The sequence below is a fragment of the Actinotalea endophytica genome, assembly GCF_025717005.1.
Classification (GTDB): Bacteria; Actinomycetota; Actinomycetes; order Actinomycetales; family Cellulomonadaceae; genus Actinotalea.
On sequence record NZ_JAOVZU010000011.1, the window covers coordinates 17,848 to 34,387 of the forward strand.

14 protein-coding genes and 1 pseudogene are annotated in these 16,540 nt (G+C 73.0%); 10 read left to right on the plus strand and 5 right to left on the minus strand.

Annotated elements, in window-relative coordinates:
• Positions 1-142 precede the first annotated feature (142 nt).
• The 3 genes from OEB99_RS17110 to OEB99_RS17120 all read right to left on the minus strand — a co-directional run bounded on the left by OEB99_RS17110 (position 143) and on the right by OEB99_RS17120 (position 4,711).
• Positions 143-529 (minus strand): VOC family protein, encoded by a 387-nt coding sequence (locus OEB99_RS17110; RefSeq protein ID WP_263578506.1) that lies wholly within the window; start codon positions 527-529, stop codon positions 143-145.
• Between the two features lies 1 nt (position 530).
• Entirely contained in the window at positions 531-3,167 is a 2,637-nt protein-coding gene (valS, locus tag OEB99_RS17115) for a valine--tRNA ligase (RefSeq protein ID WP_263578507.1), read from the minus strand.
• Between the two features lie 113 nt (positions 3,168-3,280).
• Positions 3,281-4,711 carry an HNH endonuclease signature motif containing protein gene (locus OEB99_RS17120; RefSeq protein ID WP_263578508.1) on the minus strand — a complete coding sequence of 477 codons (1,431 nt, stop codon included), beginning with the start codon at positions 4,709-4,711 and terminating at the stop codon, positions 3,281-3,283.
• A 407-nt stretch (positions 4,712-5,118) separates the two neighbouring features.
• On the opposite strand from OEB99_RS17120, the gene OEB99_RS17125 reads away from it, so the two are divergent.
• The 10 genes and pseudogenes from OEB99_RS17125 to OEB99_RS17170 all read left to right on the plus strand — a co-directional run bounded on the left by OEB99_RS17125 (position 5,119) and on the right by OEB99_RS17170 (position 14,838).
• Positions 5,119-5,952 (plus strand): S1 family peptidase, encoded by an 834-nt coding sequence (locus OEB99_RS17125; RefSeq protein WP_263578509.1) that lies wholly within the window; start codon positions 5,119-5,121, stop codon positions 5,950-5,952.
• 312 nt (positions 5,953-6,264) lie between these two features.
• A complete protein-coding gene (locus OEB99_RS17130; protein ID WP_263578510.1) occupies positions 6,265-7,164 on the plus strand; it encodes a nuclear transport factor 2-like protein in 900 nt (299 codons plus the stop codon).
• Between the two features lie 159 nt (positions 7,165-7,323).
• Positions 7,324-8,139 (plus strand): ABC transporter ATP-binding protein, encoded by an 816-nt coding sequence (locus OEB99_RS17135; RefSeq protein WP_263578511.1) that lies wholly within the window; start codon positions 7,324-7,326, stop codon positions 8,137-8,139.
• Positions 8,136-10,676 carry an ABC transporter permease gene (locus OEB99_RS17140; RefSeq protein ID WP_263578512.1) on the plus strand — a complete coding sequence of 847 codons (2,541 nt, stop codon included), beginning with the start codon at positions 8,136-8,138 and terminating at the stop codon, positions 10,674-10,676. The genes OEB99_RS17135 and OEB99_RS17140 overlap by 4 nt, the downstream gene beginning before the upstream one ends.
• Before the next feature lie 132 nt (positions 10,677-10,808).
• Positions 10,809-11,513, plus strand: a complete 705-nt coding sequence (locus OEB99_RS17145; RefSeq protein ID WP_263578513.1) for a COX15/CtaA family protein — start codon at positions 10,809-10,811, stop codon at positions 11,511-11,513.
• Between the two features lie 70 nt (positions 11,514-11,583).
• The gene (locus OEB99_RS17150) at positions 11,584-12,582 is read left to right on the plus strand and encodes a TIGR03557 family F420-dependent LLM class oxidoreductase (RefSeq protein WP_263578514.1); all 999 of its coding nucleotides are present in this window, start codon (positions 11,584-11,586) and stop codon (positions 12,580-12,582) included.
• A gap of 8 nt (positions 12,583-12,590) precedes the next feature.
• Positions 12,591-13,334, plus strand: a pseudogene (gene cofE / locus OEB99_RS17155) (coenzyme F420-0:L-glutamate ligase); the annotation flags it as partial.
• Positions 13,335-13,501: 167 nt separating this feature from the next.
• Positions 13,502-14,110 (plus strand): 2-phospho-L-lactate guanylyltransferase, encoded by a 609-nt coding sequence (cofC, locus tag OEB99_RS17160; RefSeq protein ID WP_263578515.1) that lies wholly within the window; start codon positions 13,502-13,504, stop codon positions 14,108-14,110.
• Positions 14,111-14,151: 41 nt separating this feature from the next.
• Positions 14,152-14,424 carry an ArsR/SmtB family transcription factor gene (locus OEB99_RS17165; protein ID WP_318011435.1) on the plus strand — a complete coding sequence of 91 codons (273 nt, stop codon included), beginning with the start codon at positions 14,152-14,154 and terminating at the stop codon, positions 14,422-14,424.
• A 21-nt stretch (positions 14,425-14,445) separates the two neighbouring features.
• Positions 14,446-14,838, plus strand: coding sequence for a VOC family protein (locus OEB99_RS17170; RefSeq protein WP_263578517.1), 393 nt, complete (start codon positions 14,446-14,448; stop codon positions 14,836-14,838).
• A 36-nt stretch (positions 14,839-14,874) separates the two neighbouring features.
• On the opposite strand, the gene cofD is transcribed toward OEB99_RS17170, so the two are convergent.
• Together cofD and OEB99_RS17180 are read right to left on the minus strand one after the other, a co-directional pair.
• Positions 14,875-15,864: a 2-phospho-L-lactate transferase gene (gene cofD, locus OEB99_RS17175; RefSeq protein ID WP_263578518.1), complete on the minus strand. Its 990-nt coding sequence runs from the start codon at positions 15,862-15,864 to the stop codon at positions 14,875-14,877.
• Complete coding sequence (locus OEB99_RS17180) at positions 15,861-16,484, minus strand: HhH-GPD-type base excision DNA repair protein (RefSeq protein ID WP_263578519.1); 624 nt, start codon at positions 16,482-16,484, stop codon at positions 15,861-15,863. Before OEB99_RS17180 ends, cofD begins: the two co-directional genes overlap by 4 nt.
• Positions 16,485-16,540 lie beyond the last annotated feature (56 nt).

The following is a 16,540-nucleotide window of genomic DNA, read 5'->3' on the forward strand; positions in this document are numbered from 1 at the left end:
ACGCGAGGAGCACGCGGGGAGGGTGTGGTGCGCCCACGGTAGGGAAGATCACCTCGCCGGCCCGCGACCTTAGTCCTGAGGGAGCGTAGCGCCGCGTTCGCCCCTCTACCGATTCCTGGGACGATTCGACGGCGTCGTCTCACTACGCGGGCGCGGGCTCCTCGGGGATCCTGCGGAAGCCGATGAGGCCGACCGTGTTGCCCTCGGGATCGGTCACGAACGCCTGGACCTCGTCGTGGCCGGCGGGCCCGAGCGTGTCGTCGTCGTGCCGGAAGATCACGTGCGGCTCGCTCACCACGGGCGACGACGCGCGGAGCCGTTCGACCGCGGCCGCCACGTCGCCGACCTCGAGGTAGAGCATCGCCGACGGCGCACCGGGTTCGAGCAGCAGCCGCACGCCGTCCAGGTCGAAGAACAGCAGCCCGGGCGGGTCGAACCGCGCGGTCGGTGGGACACCGAGGAGCGCCGAGTACCACGCGGCGGCGCGGTCGAGGTTGTCCGCGTGCTGCGCGACCTGGCGCAGTCGCACGTCAGGCCTCGCCGAGCTCGGGTTCCCGGACGACCGGCAGGTCGCGCGTCTCGTCGGCGAGGATCACCGCGGCGCGGCCGGCCGCGAGCACGTCGGCGAGTGCGGCCTCGACGAGCGGGCGGTCGACGGTCGGCACGACGAGCTCGCCGCCGACGATCGGCGTGCGCATCGAGACCTTCGCCTCGCTCTTGACCTTGCGCAGCGCGGCGAGGGCGCGGCCCGCGGCGTCGAGCATGGTGGGCTGCCCGTCGCCGGCGACTTCGCGCAGGGGTGCCGAGCCGGGCCACGGGGCCCGGTGCACCGAGCCTTCGCGCCACCACGACCAGACCTCTTCGGTCGCGAACGGCAGCACCGGCGCGAGCAGGCGCAGCAGCGTGTCCAGCGCGGTCGCGAGCGCGAGCCGCGCGGACGCGGTGGCGGCCGGGTTCACGCCGTCGGCGCCGTAGGCGCGGTCCTTGACCAGCTCGAGGTAGTCGTCGCAGAACGTCCAGAAGAACGTCTCGGTCGCCTCGAGCGCACGGGTGTGGTCGTAGGCCTCGAGCGCGTCGGTGGCGGCGTCGACGACGTCGGCCAGGCCGGCGAGCATCGCGCGGTCCAGCGGCTCGGTGATGGTCGCGGAGTCGTCCACGGCGCCGAAGCCGAGCGCGAACTTGCTGGCGTTGAGGACCTTGATCGCCAGGCGGCGGCCGATCTTCATCTGGCCTTCGTCGAAGGCGGCGTCGGTGCCGAGGCGCGCGCTCGCGGCCCAGTAGCGCACCGCGTCGGACCCGTGCTGCTGCAGGAGCCCCATCGGGGTGACGACGTTGCCCTTGGACTTCGACATCTTCTTGCGGTCGGGGTCGAGGATCCAGCCGCTGATCGCGGCGTGCGCCCACGGCAGCGAGCCCTCTTCGAGGTGCGAGCGGACCACGGTGGAGAACAGCCAGGTGCGGATGATGTCCTGGCCCTGCGGGCGCATGTCCATCGGGAACACCCGCGAGTAGAGGTCCTCGTCCCAGCCCCAGCCGCCGGCGATCTGCGGCGTCAGCGAGCTGGTGGCCCAGGTGTCCATGATGTCGTTCTCGCCGACGAAGCCGCCGGCTGCGCCGCGCTGGCCCGCCTCGTAGCCCGGCGGGACGTCGCTGCTCGGGTCGATCGGGAGCGAGCCCTGCTCGGGCACGATCGGGTGGTCGAAGTCGGGTTCGCCGAGGTCGCTGATCGGGTACCAGAGCGGGATCGGCACACCGAAGAACCGCTGGCGGGAGATCAGCCAGTCGCCGTTGAGCCCGTTGACCCAGTTCTCGTAGCGCACGCGCATGAACTCGGGGTGGAACGCGAGCTCGCGGCCGCGGCCGATGAGCGCCTCGCGCAGCCCGACGCCCGCGCCCTCGGCCTTGCCGCCGTTGCGGATGTACCACTGGCGCGAGGTGACGATCTCGAGCGGCTTGTCGCCCTTCTCGAAGAAGTTCGCCATGCGCTGGGTGGGGGACGGCTCGCCGTCCAGGTCGCCGGTCTCGCGCAGCCCGTCGACGATCGCGGCGCGCGCCGAGAACGTGGTCTTGCCGGCGACCTCTTCCCAGAAGCGCTGCGCCGAGGCGGTGGTCAGCCACTCCGGGGTGTCGCGGATCAGGCGGCCGTCCTTGGACAGGATCGAGCGGGTCGGCAGGGACAGCTCGCGCCACCACTGCACGTCGGTGAGGTCGCCGAAGGTGCAGCACATCGCGATGCCGGCGCCCTTGTCCGGCTCGGCGGCCGGGTGGGCGAGCACGGGGATCTCGATGTCGAAGAGCGGTGCGCGCACCGTGCTGCCGAACAGGCCCTGGTAGCGCTCGTCGTCCGGGTGCGCGATGAGGGCGACCACGGCCGGGATCAGCTCCGGGCGGGTGGTCTCGATGTAGACCGGGGAGTCGTCGGCGACGTTGTGGAACGCGACCCGGTGGAAGTGCCCGGGGTACTCGCGGGCCTCGAGCTCGGCCTGCGCGACGGCGGTCTGGAAGGTCACGTCCCACAGGCCCGGCGCCTCGGCCTGGTAGGCCTCACCGCGGGCGAGGTTGCGCAGGAACGCGCGCTGGGCGACGGCCCGCGAGCGGGCGTCGATGGTCTGGTAGTTCTGCGACCAGTCCACCGAGAGGCCGAGGTGCCGCCACAGCGCCTCGAACTGGCGCTCGTCCTCGACGGTGAGCCGCTCGCAGAGCTCGACGAAGTTGCGGCGCGAGATGGGCTGCTGGTCGGCGGCCTTGATGGACTTGCCCTCGCCACCCTCGTGCGGCGGTTCGAAGCCGTCCTGGTAGGGGAGTGACGGGTCGCAGCGCACGCCGAAGTAGTTCTGCACGCGGCGTTCGGTGGGCAGGCCGTTGTCGTCCCAGCCCATCGGGTAGAAGACCTCGCGGCCGCGCATCCGCTGGAAGCGGGCGACGACGTCGGTGTGCGTGTAGGAGAACACGTGACCGACGTGCAGGGACCCGGAGACGGTCGGCGGTGGGGTGTCGATCGAGTAGACCTGCTCGCGGGTCTTGGTGCGGTCGAACGCGTAGGTGCCCTGCTCGCGCCAGACGCCGTCCCACTTGTCCTCGAGGCCGTCCAGGCTGACCTTGTCCGGTACGCGCGACGTCGAGGGGCTCGACGGTGCGGTGGTCCGGGGCATCTGGTCGTCGCTCATGGCCGGTGATTCTCCCAGAGAACCCACGGTGGTCGCGCACGCAATACGGGGTGTGGCGCGCGCCGGTGGGGTGCGTCGCGCCTCGGGCTGCGTGCCGGTGGAGCGGGTCCTGGTCATGCGGACTCCGCGAGATCCAGGCAGGGCTCTGCCAGATCCAGGCGGCGCTCTGCCAGATCCAGGCAGCGCTCCGCCCGATCGGTCTCCGTCGGTGGCGCACTGTGATCGAGGTGTGCGGTGTCGGGGACCTCCGTCCCGTCGGGTCGCCAGAAGCGCCATCGGCGATGGTCGCGGGTGATCCTCAGCTGTCGTCGATGGACGAGGTCGTGGTGGTGCCAGCACACGAGGATCCCCCGCGCCACATCGGTCTCGCCGTCATCTCGTGCCCACCAGTCCACGTGGTGCACCTCGCCGAGCCCGGGCGGGGCGCCGCAGCCGGGGAACTGGCACGACCGGTCCCGCGCGAGCACCGCGCGGCGCTGCGCCCCGCTGTACGTGCGCTGCGACCGACCGAGGTTGAGAACTTCGTCGCCGGGCCCGAACACGATGCGGGAGATCTCCGAGTCGCAGGCCAGTCGCGCGAGAACGCTGGGCGGGATCGGCGTCCCGTCGTCCAGCTCGGCGGGCTCGTCGGCGCGCCGGTCGGCCGTGTGCCACGCGTCGGGCAGCCAGTCCAGGTCGGCGCCGGTCCGGCCGTCGTGCAGCGCTGCAGCACCGATCTGGCGCTGGAGGGACTCGTACGAGACCACCACTGAGAGGTGAGGTCGGACCGCCCGCCCCGCGCCGGCGAGACCTCGATCGAGGACGAGCCGTGCGGCATCCGCGAGCGCGACGGCGCGGCGTTGCTCGGCCGTCCGTGGGTCGTCGGCGGCCGGAACGCCGCCGACCGCGTCGAGGGCGATGCGCAGTGCCTCGCCGTGCTCGAGCGTGAGGAAGCCGGTCAGTGCGACCCCGTCGGAGCGGCGGGTGAGAGTGAGGTGCTCGCGCTCGCATGCTGCGGTGTGCTCCGCCTCGGCCGAGGCTGCGTCGACCGTGTGCGCCCAGCGCTGCACCACCTTGCGGAACCGGTCGGCGCCCATCCGATGCGCCTGCCGGACGAGCTGGGCCTCGTTGACCTCCGGGTCGTCGGATCCGAGGGCTGCGCGGCGGGCGTCGGAGCTCATGCCATAGCTCGCGAGGATCTGGGCGTGCTCGAACGGCATCGAGCCTCCAGCGACGGCCTCGGCCGTGCGGGGGAGTGATCCGTCGAGCGCCTGCCCGAGCCCGACCTCACGGCGTGCGGCGCCCACCGAGCCGCCTTCACGCTGGGCGACCCACTGCTCGAAGGTGCGCGACGTACCGGCCTGCCATCGACCGTCTGCCTCCACGCGCGCGAGGACCCGCGCCGCCACGGCCTGCACGCGACCCGCGAGCCGGGACAGCTCGGCGTGGAGCCCCGGCCCCGAGGCCCCGTCCACGTCGGAGAGCTCGAGATCCGCGAGAGCGGAGACCGCGTTGCGCAGCTGCGACACGGCCGTCGCCGTCGCCACGTCGCTCCCCCTGCGCATAGAACAAGTGTACGAACGACCACTGACACAGCGGGTCGCGGGTGTGTGCGGTGGCCCGCGCGGATGCGGGTGGAGCAGCGTCGCCTTACCGACCTGTGTCCCACCCGGCGACCGATGCCACCACACGCCGTGCCGGCCGACCCCGTGCCCGGCCCGCCCCTGTGCCTGACTCGCCCTGTGCCTGAGCCGCCCTGTGCCTGAGCCGCCCTGCGCCTGAGCCGCCCCGTCCCGTGGCTCCGCTCCCGAGCCCAACCAGCCGTGACCCTTTTGTCACGTTCCGACCATTGATCAACCCGTTCCGCCGTCGGTACGTTCCAAGTGCTCACCGCGGAGTCCGCGGCGGGGGGTGGGTGCGGCCACGGGCCGTGTCGTGCGGCCCGACCGACGACATGAGGAGGACACGTCCCGTGCGCAAGAAGCTCCTTGCAGCCGCCGCGGCGGTTGCCACGCTCGCCACAACCATGGCCGTCGGTCCCTCGGCCTACGCCGTCACAGACGGAGAGCTCGACGGCGACGGCCACCCAGAGGTCGTCCTGATCCTGATGGAGGTCGACGGCACACCCGCGTACCGGTGCAGCGGCACGATGATCGCCCCCACCTACGTGCTCACGGCCGGGCACTGCGCCGGCGCTCCCGGCGAGTTCTCCGGCATGCGGATCTTCACCGAGTCCGATGTCGAGGCCGGTATCGGTGTCACCAACAACTACCCGTTCGGTGGCGGCGACTACTCGATCGAGGCGGTCCGGTGGGCCGCGCACCCCGACTACCCGGACTACCCCTTCTTCATGAACGACGTCGGCATGATCGAGCTCGCCGAGCCGTACGACCCGGGTGTGTTCGGCACCCTCCCCGCGGTCGACTCGCTCGACCAGTACAAGACCAAGCGCGGGCTCAACCCGCTCACGTTCACGTCGGTCGGCTACGGGCTGCAGCAGAGCTTCCCCGACGCGGCGTACTGGCTGGCGAGCAACACGAGGACGAGGTACGTCGCCCATCCCCGGCTGATCCAGATCAACACCCCCGGATTCACCGGTGACTTCTCGATGCTGCTCTCCAACAACGCCAACACGGGCGGCACGTGCTTCGGTGACTCGGGCGGCGCCAACTTCCTCGGTGACACGACCATCGTCGCCGGCATCACGTCGTTCGGCCTGAACAGCACCTGCGGCGGCACGGGCGGCGTGTTCCGCACCGACCGGCAGAACGTCCAGGACTTCATCAACGACTTCATGAACCCCTGAGCCACAGCTAGGCGCACGTCGACGAGCCCCGGGCGGACCTGCCCGGGGCTCGTCCGGCCTCGGCCGGGCCACCCGCGCCGGGACCTGCGTCTCTTGCCCGGGCGAACGCGCCTGGGACGGTGGAAGTAGCCGCCGACATCGTCCGCTGGAGGTGGCGAGATGAGTTCGGCTGCACCGGGAGGACGGGGAGCTGAAGGTCCACCACGAGGTCATGTGCGACCCGATCCTGTTCCGGTCCATGGGGCTCTAGGGTCGCCGCCCACGCGCCGGCCGGCGATCTCCGCCCGGCGCAGCCTGGTCGCGGTTGCCGCCGTGGCCGTCGTTGCCGGCCTGGGCGCGTGCACGGGCGACGCCGGCACGACGTTCACCGGAGCGATGATGCCCTGGAGCCAGGTCCAGGCGGCCGCCGAGCGGGCGTCGAGCGTCGCCGAGAGCGTCACGGTCGGACTCAACCGACCCGACTCGGGGCTGTTCCTCGCCCAGTTCGCGGACGGGGCGGTGGTGGTCGACCCGGTCGACGCCGTCGACACACCCGACGTGGCTTCGTGGTTCTCCGGTGAGCGCGGCCTGTGCGAGACGTGGGGCCTGGTCGACGTCTTCGTGAACGCCGACGGCTCGCTGACCGACGCGTACTGCGAGGGCTTCTTCGCCCCGACCGCGGGTGGACCCGACCGGCTCGACGCCGCGCGTCACCTGCTGATGACGGACGGGCTGGCGACGCGAATGATGCACCGCTTCGACGTGGACCACTACGGGTCGTACCCCGACGAGATCCTGGCGGTCATCGGCTACCCGTCGGACCGGGCGGGCGCGGTGCTCGAGCAGGTCGATGCGGCGCGCGGCTTCGCCGAGTCGCTCACCGACGCGTGGACCTCGGCCGACCCGGTCCGGATCGCAGCGCTGTACGCCGCCGACGGGTTCCGGGACGACCCCTTCGCGGGGCTTGCGCCGAACCACGACGCGACCGTGGCCTGGTTCGCGGACCTGACCGGGGCGTACGACTCGATCGCCTTGTCCCTCGACACCCTCGACGCGAGCGCCCTGGGCCCTGCCGCCACGTACGAGCTCCGGCTGGTCGACGGGACGACGGAGTGCAGCATGCGACTCGCGTCGGTGTGGAACCTCGACGACGAGGGCCGCGTCACCCGCGAGTGGCTCTACTACGACCCGGACACCCTGAACGCCTGCGGATGGTGGGACGACGGGGCCTGACGCCGACCCCGACCCGGACCCCGGCCCCCACCCCACCCCGATCAGGGGTGCCCCAGGGGTGGACCAGGGGTGTCCCCGATGCCGCCCGAGTCCTCACCTCGCGAGGATCGACACCGACATCAAGGACGAAGCCGCGTCCGGCGGCGAACGGAGCCAATCATGCGAGCACTCGCGGCAGACCCGAGCACAGACGCGCAGATCGCGTCGGCACGCGGTCTGGTCAAGATCTACGGGACGGGTGCGGCGCAGGTGCGTGCCCTGGACGGCATCGACGTCGACATCGCGCGCGGCGAGCTGACCGCGGTCATGGGCCCGTCGGGCTCGGGCAAGTCGACGCTCATGCACTGCATGGCCGGGCTGGACACCGCGACCGCGGGCCGGATCCTGGTCGACGGCGAGGACATCGGCGCGGCCAACGAGCGCCGCCTGACGAAGCTGCGGCGCAACCGCATCGGGTTCGTCTTCCAGGCGTTCAACCTGATCCCGACCCTGACGGCGGCGGAGAACATCACGCTCCCGCTGGACATCGCGCGCCGCCCGGTCGACCAGGACTGGTTCGACGCGGTGGTGGATGCGGTCGGCCTGCGCGACCGGCTCGCGCACCGCCCGGCCGAGCTGTCCGGCGGGCAGCAGCAGCGCGTGGCATGCGCCCGCGCCCTGGTCTCCCGGCCTGCGGTGGTGTTCGCCGACGAGCCGACCGGCAACCTGGACTCGCGGTCCGCCGCCGAGGTCCTGTCGTTCCTGCGTCGCTCGGTCGACGAGCTCGGCCAGTCCGTCGTCATGGTCACCCACGACCCGACCGCGGCCTCCTACGCGCACCGCGTGCTCTTCCTCGCGGACGGCCGGCTGGTCGCCGAGGTCGAGCACCCCACGCCCGACACCGTGCTCGACGTGCTGCGAGACCTGTCCGGCCCGGCCCGCGGCGCGCACACGTCCGCGCCGACGGCTGCTCGTACCGCGGAGCCGGTCCGATGACACGGGTCGCGCTGCGCAGCATCCGCAGCCACCTCGGCCGCTTCGTCATGTCGATCGTGGCCGTGCTGCTCGGGGTGGCGTTCGTCTCCGGCACGTTCGCGCTGCGGACCATGATGGCCGGGACGTTCGACGACATCGTCGCGACCTCCGCGCAGGCCGACGTCTACGTGCGCGGCACCGAGATCGCCTCGCAGACCGGCGGCGGCTCGATGGGTGTCGGCGGGAACCGGACGCTCGTGCCGCTCGCGCTGGCGGACGAGCTGGCCCAGGTCGACGGCGTCTCCGCGGTGACCCCGGACGTCACGGGTCCGATCATCCTGGTCGGCTCGGACGGCACCGCGGTGCTCGCGGCCGGTGGCGCGCCCAGCTTCGGCCTCGGCTACGACCCGCAGGACCCGACCACGACGATCGCGGCCGGCCGTGCGCCGACCTCGCCCGGTGAGATCGCGCTCGAGACCAGCACGCTCGAAGCCTCCGGGCTGGCGATCGGCGACCCGACCCAGGTGCTGCTCGGCGGTGCGCTCACCGACGTCACCGTGGTCGGTGAGGTGCACTTCGACGCCGCGATCGCCGGTGCGATCTTCGTGATGCTCGACCTGCAGACCGCCACCCAGGCGTGGGCGGCCGACGGCCTGGTCCCGGACATCGGCGTCTTCGCCGCCGACGGCACCGACACCGACCGCCTGCTGGCCGACGTCCAGGCCGTCGCGGGCGGCGACACCGAGGCGATCTCGGGCGCCGACCTGCGCGCCGAGACCACCGCCCAGATCCGGGAGATGCTCGGGTTCGTCGGCACGTTCCTGCTGGTCTTCGCCGGGATCGCGCTGTTCGTCGGTGCCTTCATCATCGCGAACACGTTCCAGATGACCGTCCGCCAGCGGCAGCGCGAGTTCGCGATGCTGCGCGCGGTCGGTGCCTCGCCCAGTCAGGTCTTCGGGTCGATCCTGGTCCAGGCCCTCGTGGTCGGGGTCGTGGGTGCCGCGGGCGGCATCGCGGCCGGCGTCGGCCTGGTGGCCGTGCTGCGCATGGTGCTCGGCTCGTTCGGCATGGAGCTGTCCGGCGCGATCCCGCTCGACGGCTTCACGGTCGGCGTGTCGATCGCGATCGGTGCGCTGGTCAGCCTGGTCGCCGCGGCGATCCCCGCCCGGCACGCGGCCCTGACGCCGCCGGTCGAGGCCATGCGCGAGGAGGACGTCCGCCACGAGGGCGGTGCAGCTCGGTGGTCCGGCGCCCTCGGCGCCGTGCTCACGGTGGGTGGCGCGGCGGCGGTCGTGCTCGCGGCGACCGACCGGCTCGGCGACGGCAACGAGCTCGGCCTCGCGGCCGGTGCGATCGCGGCGCTGATCGGTGTGCTGCTGCTCGCACCCGCGCTCGTCCCGGGCGGTCTCGGCGCGCTGGCCTGGCCGGCCGCGGCGACCATGCGCCCGCTCGGCGGCCTCGCCCGCGGCAACGTGACGCGCAACCCGCGTCGCACCGCGAGCACCGCGGGTGCGCTGATGATCGGCATGGCGCTGGTCGGAGCGGCGGCCGTGATCGCCTCCTCGACGCAGGCGTCCGTGCGGTCCGTGGTCGAGACCGAGTCGACGTCGGACTACCTGCTCCGCTCGGCCACGTACGACGTGCCCTCCGGTGCCGTCGACGCGGTGGCCGCGCTCGACGACGTCGACCAGGTGCTCACGGTCGAGGTCGCGATGCTCGCCGTCGACGGCTCCGTGCACGACGTGGTCGGCGTGGACCGGGCGCTCTTCGAGCGCGCGCTGGACGTCCCGGTGGTCTCGGGCGACCTGGCCGCGCTCGACCGGGGCGAGGCGGTGGCGCGGGTGTCCGCGGCAGAGGAGAACGACTGGCAGGTCGGCGACCGGATCGCCCTCGAGGGCAGCACCGGGTCGCAGACGGTGACGCTCGGCGCGATCGTCGACACGCAGGCGATCGACACCACGCTGATGGTGCCGCAGGGCGTGCTCGACGAGCTCTCGTCGCCCGCCGAGCAGACCATCAACACCGCGTTCGTGATGCTCACCGACGGTGCGGACGCCGCGACCGCCCGGGACGACCTCACCGCCGCGGTCCAGCCGTTCCTGATCGTCTCCGTGATGGACAACGACGAGTTCGCCGACGCGTTGTCCGCGCAGGTCGACCAGGTCCTCGTGATCCTGTACGCGCTGCTCGGGCTGTCCGTGGTGATCGCGGTGCTGGGCATCGTCAACACGCTGGCGCTGTCGATCGCCGAGCGGACCCGCGAGATCGGGCTGCTGCGTGCGGTGGGTCTCGGCCGGCTGCAGCTCGCGTCGGTCGTGACGATCGAGTCCGTGCTCACCTCGGTGTTCGGCACGCTGCTCGGTGTCGGGCTCGGCGTCGGGCTCGCCTCGGCGCTGCCCTCGGTCTACGCCGACTCGGGGTTCACGGACCTGGTGATCCCGTGGGCACAGCTCGGGACGTTCGTCGGCCTGGCCGTCGTGGTCGGCGTGCTCGCCGCGATCTGGCCGGCGGTGCGGGCAGCCCGGATGGACGTCCTGGACGCCGTCTCGTACGAGTGAGGTCCCGGCGGCCGGTGCGCCAGGCGGTGCACCGGCCGCCGTTCGTTCACCCGAGTGGCCCAGCCAGAGCGGATCGCTTCGTGCCGATATCGCCATCGGTGTGCACGTTCGCGCACCGTGAGAGGGGGCATCGTGACCTGGCAGCCGGAACCCGTCCCGCCAGAGCGCAACGACTGGGCGCCGCCGACCGAGCCCGTCGGACAGCCGACGGTCCCCGGCTACCTGCCCGACGGAGCGACCGAGGACCCCTATCGCGCGAGCGACCCGTACGCCCCGCCACCCTCGGACCGGGCCCCCGCGGCACCACAGGGCTACGGCCAGCAGGCGTACGGCCAGGCCGCCCCCTACGGCCAGGCCGCCCCCTACGGCCAGGCCGCCCCCTACGGCATGCCGGTGGCGCCGTGGACCATGCCGACGATGCCGCGGACGTTCGAGCACGGCGCCTGGTCGCGCACGCTGCTCGTGGTGACCTGGCTGGGCATCGGCCTGACCGTCCTGGGGACCGTCGCGGTCCTCGCCTCGCTGGACACCCTCACCGGTGGGACTCTGCCGGTCGACACCCGGGGGTTCGTGTACGGCGTGGTGCTCGTCGCTGTGGCCTTCAGCCTGGCCATCCTGATCGTGCTGCTCTGGCTCACCACGACCGGACGCCGACGCGCCGACCAGGGGCAGCCCGGTCGTCTGCGGGGCGCCGCGATCATGGCGATCGTCCTCGGCGCGCTGGCCGTGCTCGGTGCCGTCGAGTCGCTCGCGAACGGTCAGTTCCCGAGCGGTCTGGTGGGCGCGGCGCTGTACCTGGTCCCGGGCATCCGGCTGCTGCAGATCACCAAGAGCTGACCCGCGCCGACCCGCGGGTCTGCCCGCTCGGGACTAGCCTCGACGGCAGGCAACGAGCGGAGGTCGAGACGTGGGTCTGACGGTCGGTCTGGCGGCGGCGCTGGAGCAGTTCTCCCCGACGGAGATCCTGTCCCATGCGGTGCTCGCCGAGCAGAACGGGTTCAGCGGCGTGATGGCCGCCGACCACTTCCAGCCGTGGGTCCCGGCGCAGGGCCAGGCGAGCTTCGTGTGGAACGTGATGACGGCGATCGCCGAGCGGACGTCGGGTGATGTCGGTCCGGGGGTCACGGCGCCCACCTTCCGGTGGCACCCCGCCATGGTGGCTCAGGCCTCGGCGACGCTGGCCACGATGTACCCCGGGCGGCACTGGCTCGGCCTGGGGTCCGGCGAGGCGCTCAACGAGCACATCCTCGGCCAGTACTGGCCGGAGGTGCCCGAGCGGATCAACCGGATGTTCGAGGCCATCGAGATCATCTCGAAGCTCTTCCAGGGCTCGCTGGCCGGCAAGGACGTCAAGCACGCGGGTCCGTACTACACGCTCGAGTCGACCCGGCTGTGGACGATGCCCGAGGTGGCGCCCGAGATCTACGTGGCCACCGCCGGTCCGGTGACCGCCAAGCGGGCCGGCAAGCACACCGACGGCCTGATCACGGTCGGCGCGCCGCTGGAGAAGATCGGCGGCCTGTTCGCGAAGTTCGACGAGGGGGCCCGCGAGGCGGGCAAGGACCCGTCGACCATGCCGCGGCTGCTCCAGGTGCACCTGTCGTGGGCCGAGACCGACGAGGAGGCGCTCGCCAACGCCATGCAGCAGTGGCCGAACGGCGGGATGAAGTTCCCGAAGGGCGACATCCGCTCGCCGCACGACCTCGCGGCGATGGCGGCCCTCGTGCGGCCGGAGGACTTCGAGGGCCGGATGGTCATCTCGTCCGACCCCGACGTGCACCGGGCTGCCCTGCAGCGCTACGTGGACCTCGGCTTCGACCGGGTCTACCTGCACAACGTGGGCCGCAACCAGGAGCGGTTCTTCGAGGTCTTCGGCCGCGAGGTGCTGCCGAAGCTGCACCGGTGAGCAGTGCCGTGCGGCTGACGGTCTGGGCGCCGGACGGCCTGCCGGAGATCCGGCCCGGCGACGACCTCGGCGCGATGGTCGCCGACCTGCTCGCGGGGGACCTCGAGGACGGCGACATCGTGCTCGTCACGTCGAAGGTGGTCTCGAAGGCCGAGGGCCGGGTGCTCGCCGCCGAGGACCGCGAGCAGGCGATCACCGACCAGACCGTCCGGGTCGTCGCGACGCGCGAGCACGCGCGCGGCGTGCTGCGCATCGTCGAGAACCCCCAGGGTCTGGTGATGGCGGCGGCCGGCGTCGACGCGAGCAACACCCCGGAGGGCACGGTGCTGCTCCTGCCGGAGGACCCGGACGCGTCGGCCCGCGGGCTGCGAGCCGCGCTCCGCGGACGCACCGGGCTGACGCTCGCGGTGGTGGTGACCGACACCGCGGGCCGGGCGTGGCGCGACGGTCTGGTGGACATCGCGATCGGCGCGGCGGGCCTGGCCGTGACCGACGACCTGCGCGGCACGGTCGACTCCCACGGCCGGCGCCTCGACGTGACGGTGACCGCGGTGGCCGACGAGGTCGCCGCGGCGTCGGAGCTGGTGCGCGGCAAGGCCACCGGCCGGCCGGTGGCCGTGCTGCGTGGGCTGGCGCAGCACGTCACCGAGGACGACGGTCCGGGAGCGCGTGCTCTGGTCCGGACCGGCCCGGACGACCTGTTCCGCCTGGGCACCCGGGAGGCCAGGGACGAAGGCTTCGACGCCGGACGTCGCGCGGGCTACGACGCCGGGTACCGGGCCGGCTACCGCACCGGGTTCGACGCGGGCTGCGCCACCGGCCACGGGGGGCACGCGAGCACGCCGGAGGAGATCCGGGCCGCGTGCGAGGCGGCCCGTCGCACCGCGGCGGACGCGGGTGCCGAGCAGGAGGGGTGGTGGTGAGCGAGCGCTGGACGCTCGTGCTGCCGGTCAAGCGCCTCGAGGCCGCGAAGTCGCGCCTGGACGTCGCCGCCGACGCGCGCGCCGAGCTGGCGCTCGCGTTCGCGCTCGACACCCTCGCGGCGGTCGCGGCCTGCGAGCAGGTCGAGGACGTCGTCGTGGTCACGTCCGAGCCCCGGGTGCCCGAGATCGGGATCCGGGTGGTGGCGGACCCGGGGGGTGGGTTGCTCGCGGCGATCGGTGCCGGCCTCGCCGCGGTGGCCCAGGACCGGCCCGTCGCCGTGCTGCTCGGTGACCTGCCCGCGCTGCGGCCCGAGGAGCTGGACGCCGCGCTCGCCGCGGCCGCGAGGCACCGGTCGGCCATGGTGGCCGACCTGGACGGCACCGGCACGACACTGCTCACGGCGCGCCGCGCCGCCGACCTCGACCCCCGCTTCGGGCCCGGCTCGCGCGCGGCCCACGAGGCGGCCGGCCACGTCCTGCTCGACGCCGGCGACGGCCTGCGCCGCGACGTCGACACCGCCGCCGACCTCGCAGCGGTGGTGCGGCTCGGGGTCGGGCCGGCGACCGCTGCCGTGATCGCCGCCGTCTCGCCGCTGCAGCCTTGACAGGTAAGCGCGCGCTTGCCTATCGTGCCGGCGTGAGCGACATGCTGTTCCGGGCGCTCGCCGACTCGACCAGGAGGGCGATCCTCGACGAGCTCGCGGTTCGCGACGACCAGACGCTCTTCGAGATCTGCTCCCGACTGGCCGTGAACCACGGTCTGACGCCCACCCGGCAGGCCGTCTCCCAGCACCTCGACGTGCTCGAGGACGCCGGTCTGGTCCACTCCCGCCGGGAGGGCCGCTACCGGTACCACACGCTCGACACGTCACCGCTGCGCGAGATCACGCGGCGGTGGCCCGTTCCCGGCGACGCCTGACGTCGCCGGCCAGGAGGTCCCGTGCCCCGCATCACCGTGTTCAGCATCTTCGTCGACGACCAGCGCGAGGCGTTGGCGTTCTACACCGACGTGCTCGGGTTCCGGCTCAAGGCCGACATGCCGATGGGTGAGCACGCGTGGCTCACCGTGGTGGACCCCGCACACCCGGACGGGACGGAGATCAGCCTCGAGCCCGCCGAGCACCCTGCGGTGGGACCGTTCCGCGCGGCACTCGCGGCCGACGGGATCCCGTTCACCTCCTTCGGGGTCGACGACCTGGACGCCGAGGTGGCCCGACTCACCGAGCTGGGCGTGCGCTTCACGCAGCCACCCCTGGACTTCGGACCCGTGCGTACGGCGGTGCTCGACGACACCTGCGGGAACCTCATCCAGCTCGCGCAGCACGTCTCCTGACGCCCGTGCACGCGCAGGCCCCGACGTGCGGGTCGGTCAGCGGGTGCGGGTGGCGGTGAGCGAGGTGCCGAGGTCCAGCGCGGCACGCGCGATCGCCGCGGTGGCCGACTCGTCGCTCATCAGCAGCGGCAGCGCCCGCGTGGCGATCCCGGCCTGCTCCAGCGGAGCCACGGCGTCCGCGTCGGCGCCGTCGACCAGCCAGCCGTCGATCAGCCCGCCGGCGGCCCGCGCGCCGTAGTGCTCCGCGACGGCGCGGGCCGACGTCTCGACGCCGATCGCCGTCAGGCACGCATCGGCCATGCCGCGCACCGGCGCGCCGCCGATGATCGGCGAGACTCCCACGACCGGGGCCGACGCCGAGCGGACGGCGTCCGCGATCCCGGGCACACCGAGGATCGTGCCGATCGACACCACCGGGTTGGACGGCGGCAGCACCACGAGGTCGGCGTCCGCGATCGCGTCCAGCACGCCGGGGGCCGGCCGGGCGCCCGCGACGCCCCGCTGCACGAACCGCCGCGCCGGGAGCCCCGCGCGGTACCGGACCCACCACTCCTCGAAGTGGATCGTGGTGACCTCGCCGTCGCGCTCGACCTCGACCCAGGTCTCCACCTCGTCGTCGGACATCGGCAGGACCGTGGCGCCGGGTTGCCAGCGCTCGTTGAGCCGGGCGGTGACCTGCGACAACGTCAGGCCCGAGCGCAGCAGCTCGGTGCGCGCGACGTGCGTGCCGAGGTCGAGGTCACCCAGGGTGAACCAGTCCCAGCCGAGGCCGTAGGCGTGCAGCTCCGCGGTGACCCGGGTCGACTCGTCGGCCCGGCCCCAGCCCTGCTCGCCGATCACGCCGCCGAGCGTGTACATCACGGTGTCGAGGTCCGGACAGACCCGCAGCGCGTCGAGCCACAGGTCGTCGCCGGTGTTGACCACCACGGTGAGGTCGAGCCCGAGGTCCTCGGCGCGGCCCAGCTCGCGCAGACCGCGCGTGAAGCGCGCCCCGCCGACCCCGCCGGCGAGCAGGACGACCCTCATCGGCGTGCTCCGCGGGTGGTCGAGGCGGCGGTCTTCGACGTGCCGGTCTTCGAGGCCTTCGCGGCCGCCTTGGTCGCGCGCTTCGACTCGCGCACCCGGCCCAGCGACTCGGCGTCGACGACGTCGGCGACCGACAGGTAGGTGCCGTCCGGCCCGTACCTGCCGGCGGCCTCGCGCCAGCCGGACGGCCGCACGCCGTGCTGCTTGCCGAGCAGCGCGAGGAAGATCTGCGCCTTCTGCTCACCGAAGCCCGGCAGCGTGCGCAACCGGCGGAGCACCGCGGTCCCGTCCGGGTCGCCGTCCGTCCACAGCCGGGTGGCGTCGCCGTCGAGGTCGTCCGCGACGGTGCGTGCGAGGGTCTGGATCCGTTCGGCCATCGACCGTGGGAAGCGGTGCACCGCCGGGGGAGTGGCGCACAGCGCCGCGAACTCCTCGGGGTCGGCCGTCGCGATCGCGGTCGGGTCGAGGTGGTCGCCGGTGCCCATCCGCTCGGCGATCTTCGCCGGTCCGGCGAACGCCGACTCCATGGTCACCTGCTGGTCGAGCAGCATCCCGACCAGCAGGGCGAACGGGTCTCGGTCGAGCAGCGCGTCGGCCGCGGGGTCGCCGGTGAGGTTCATGCCGCCATCCTCGCACCGGGCATCTGGTCGGGCAGGTCGTGGCGCCCGCCGGGGTG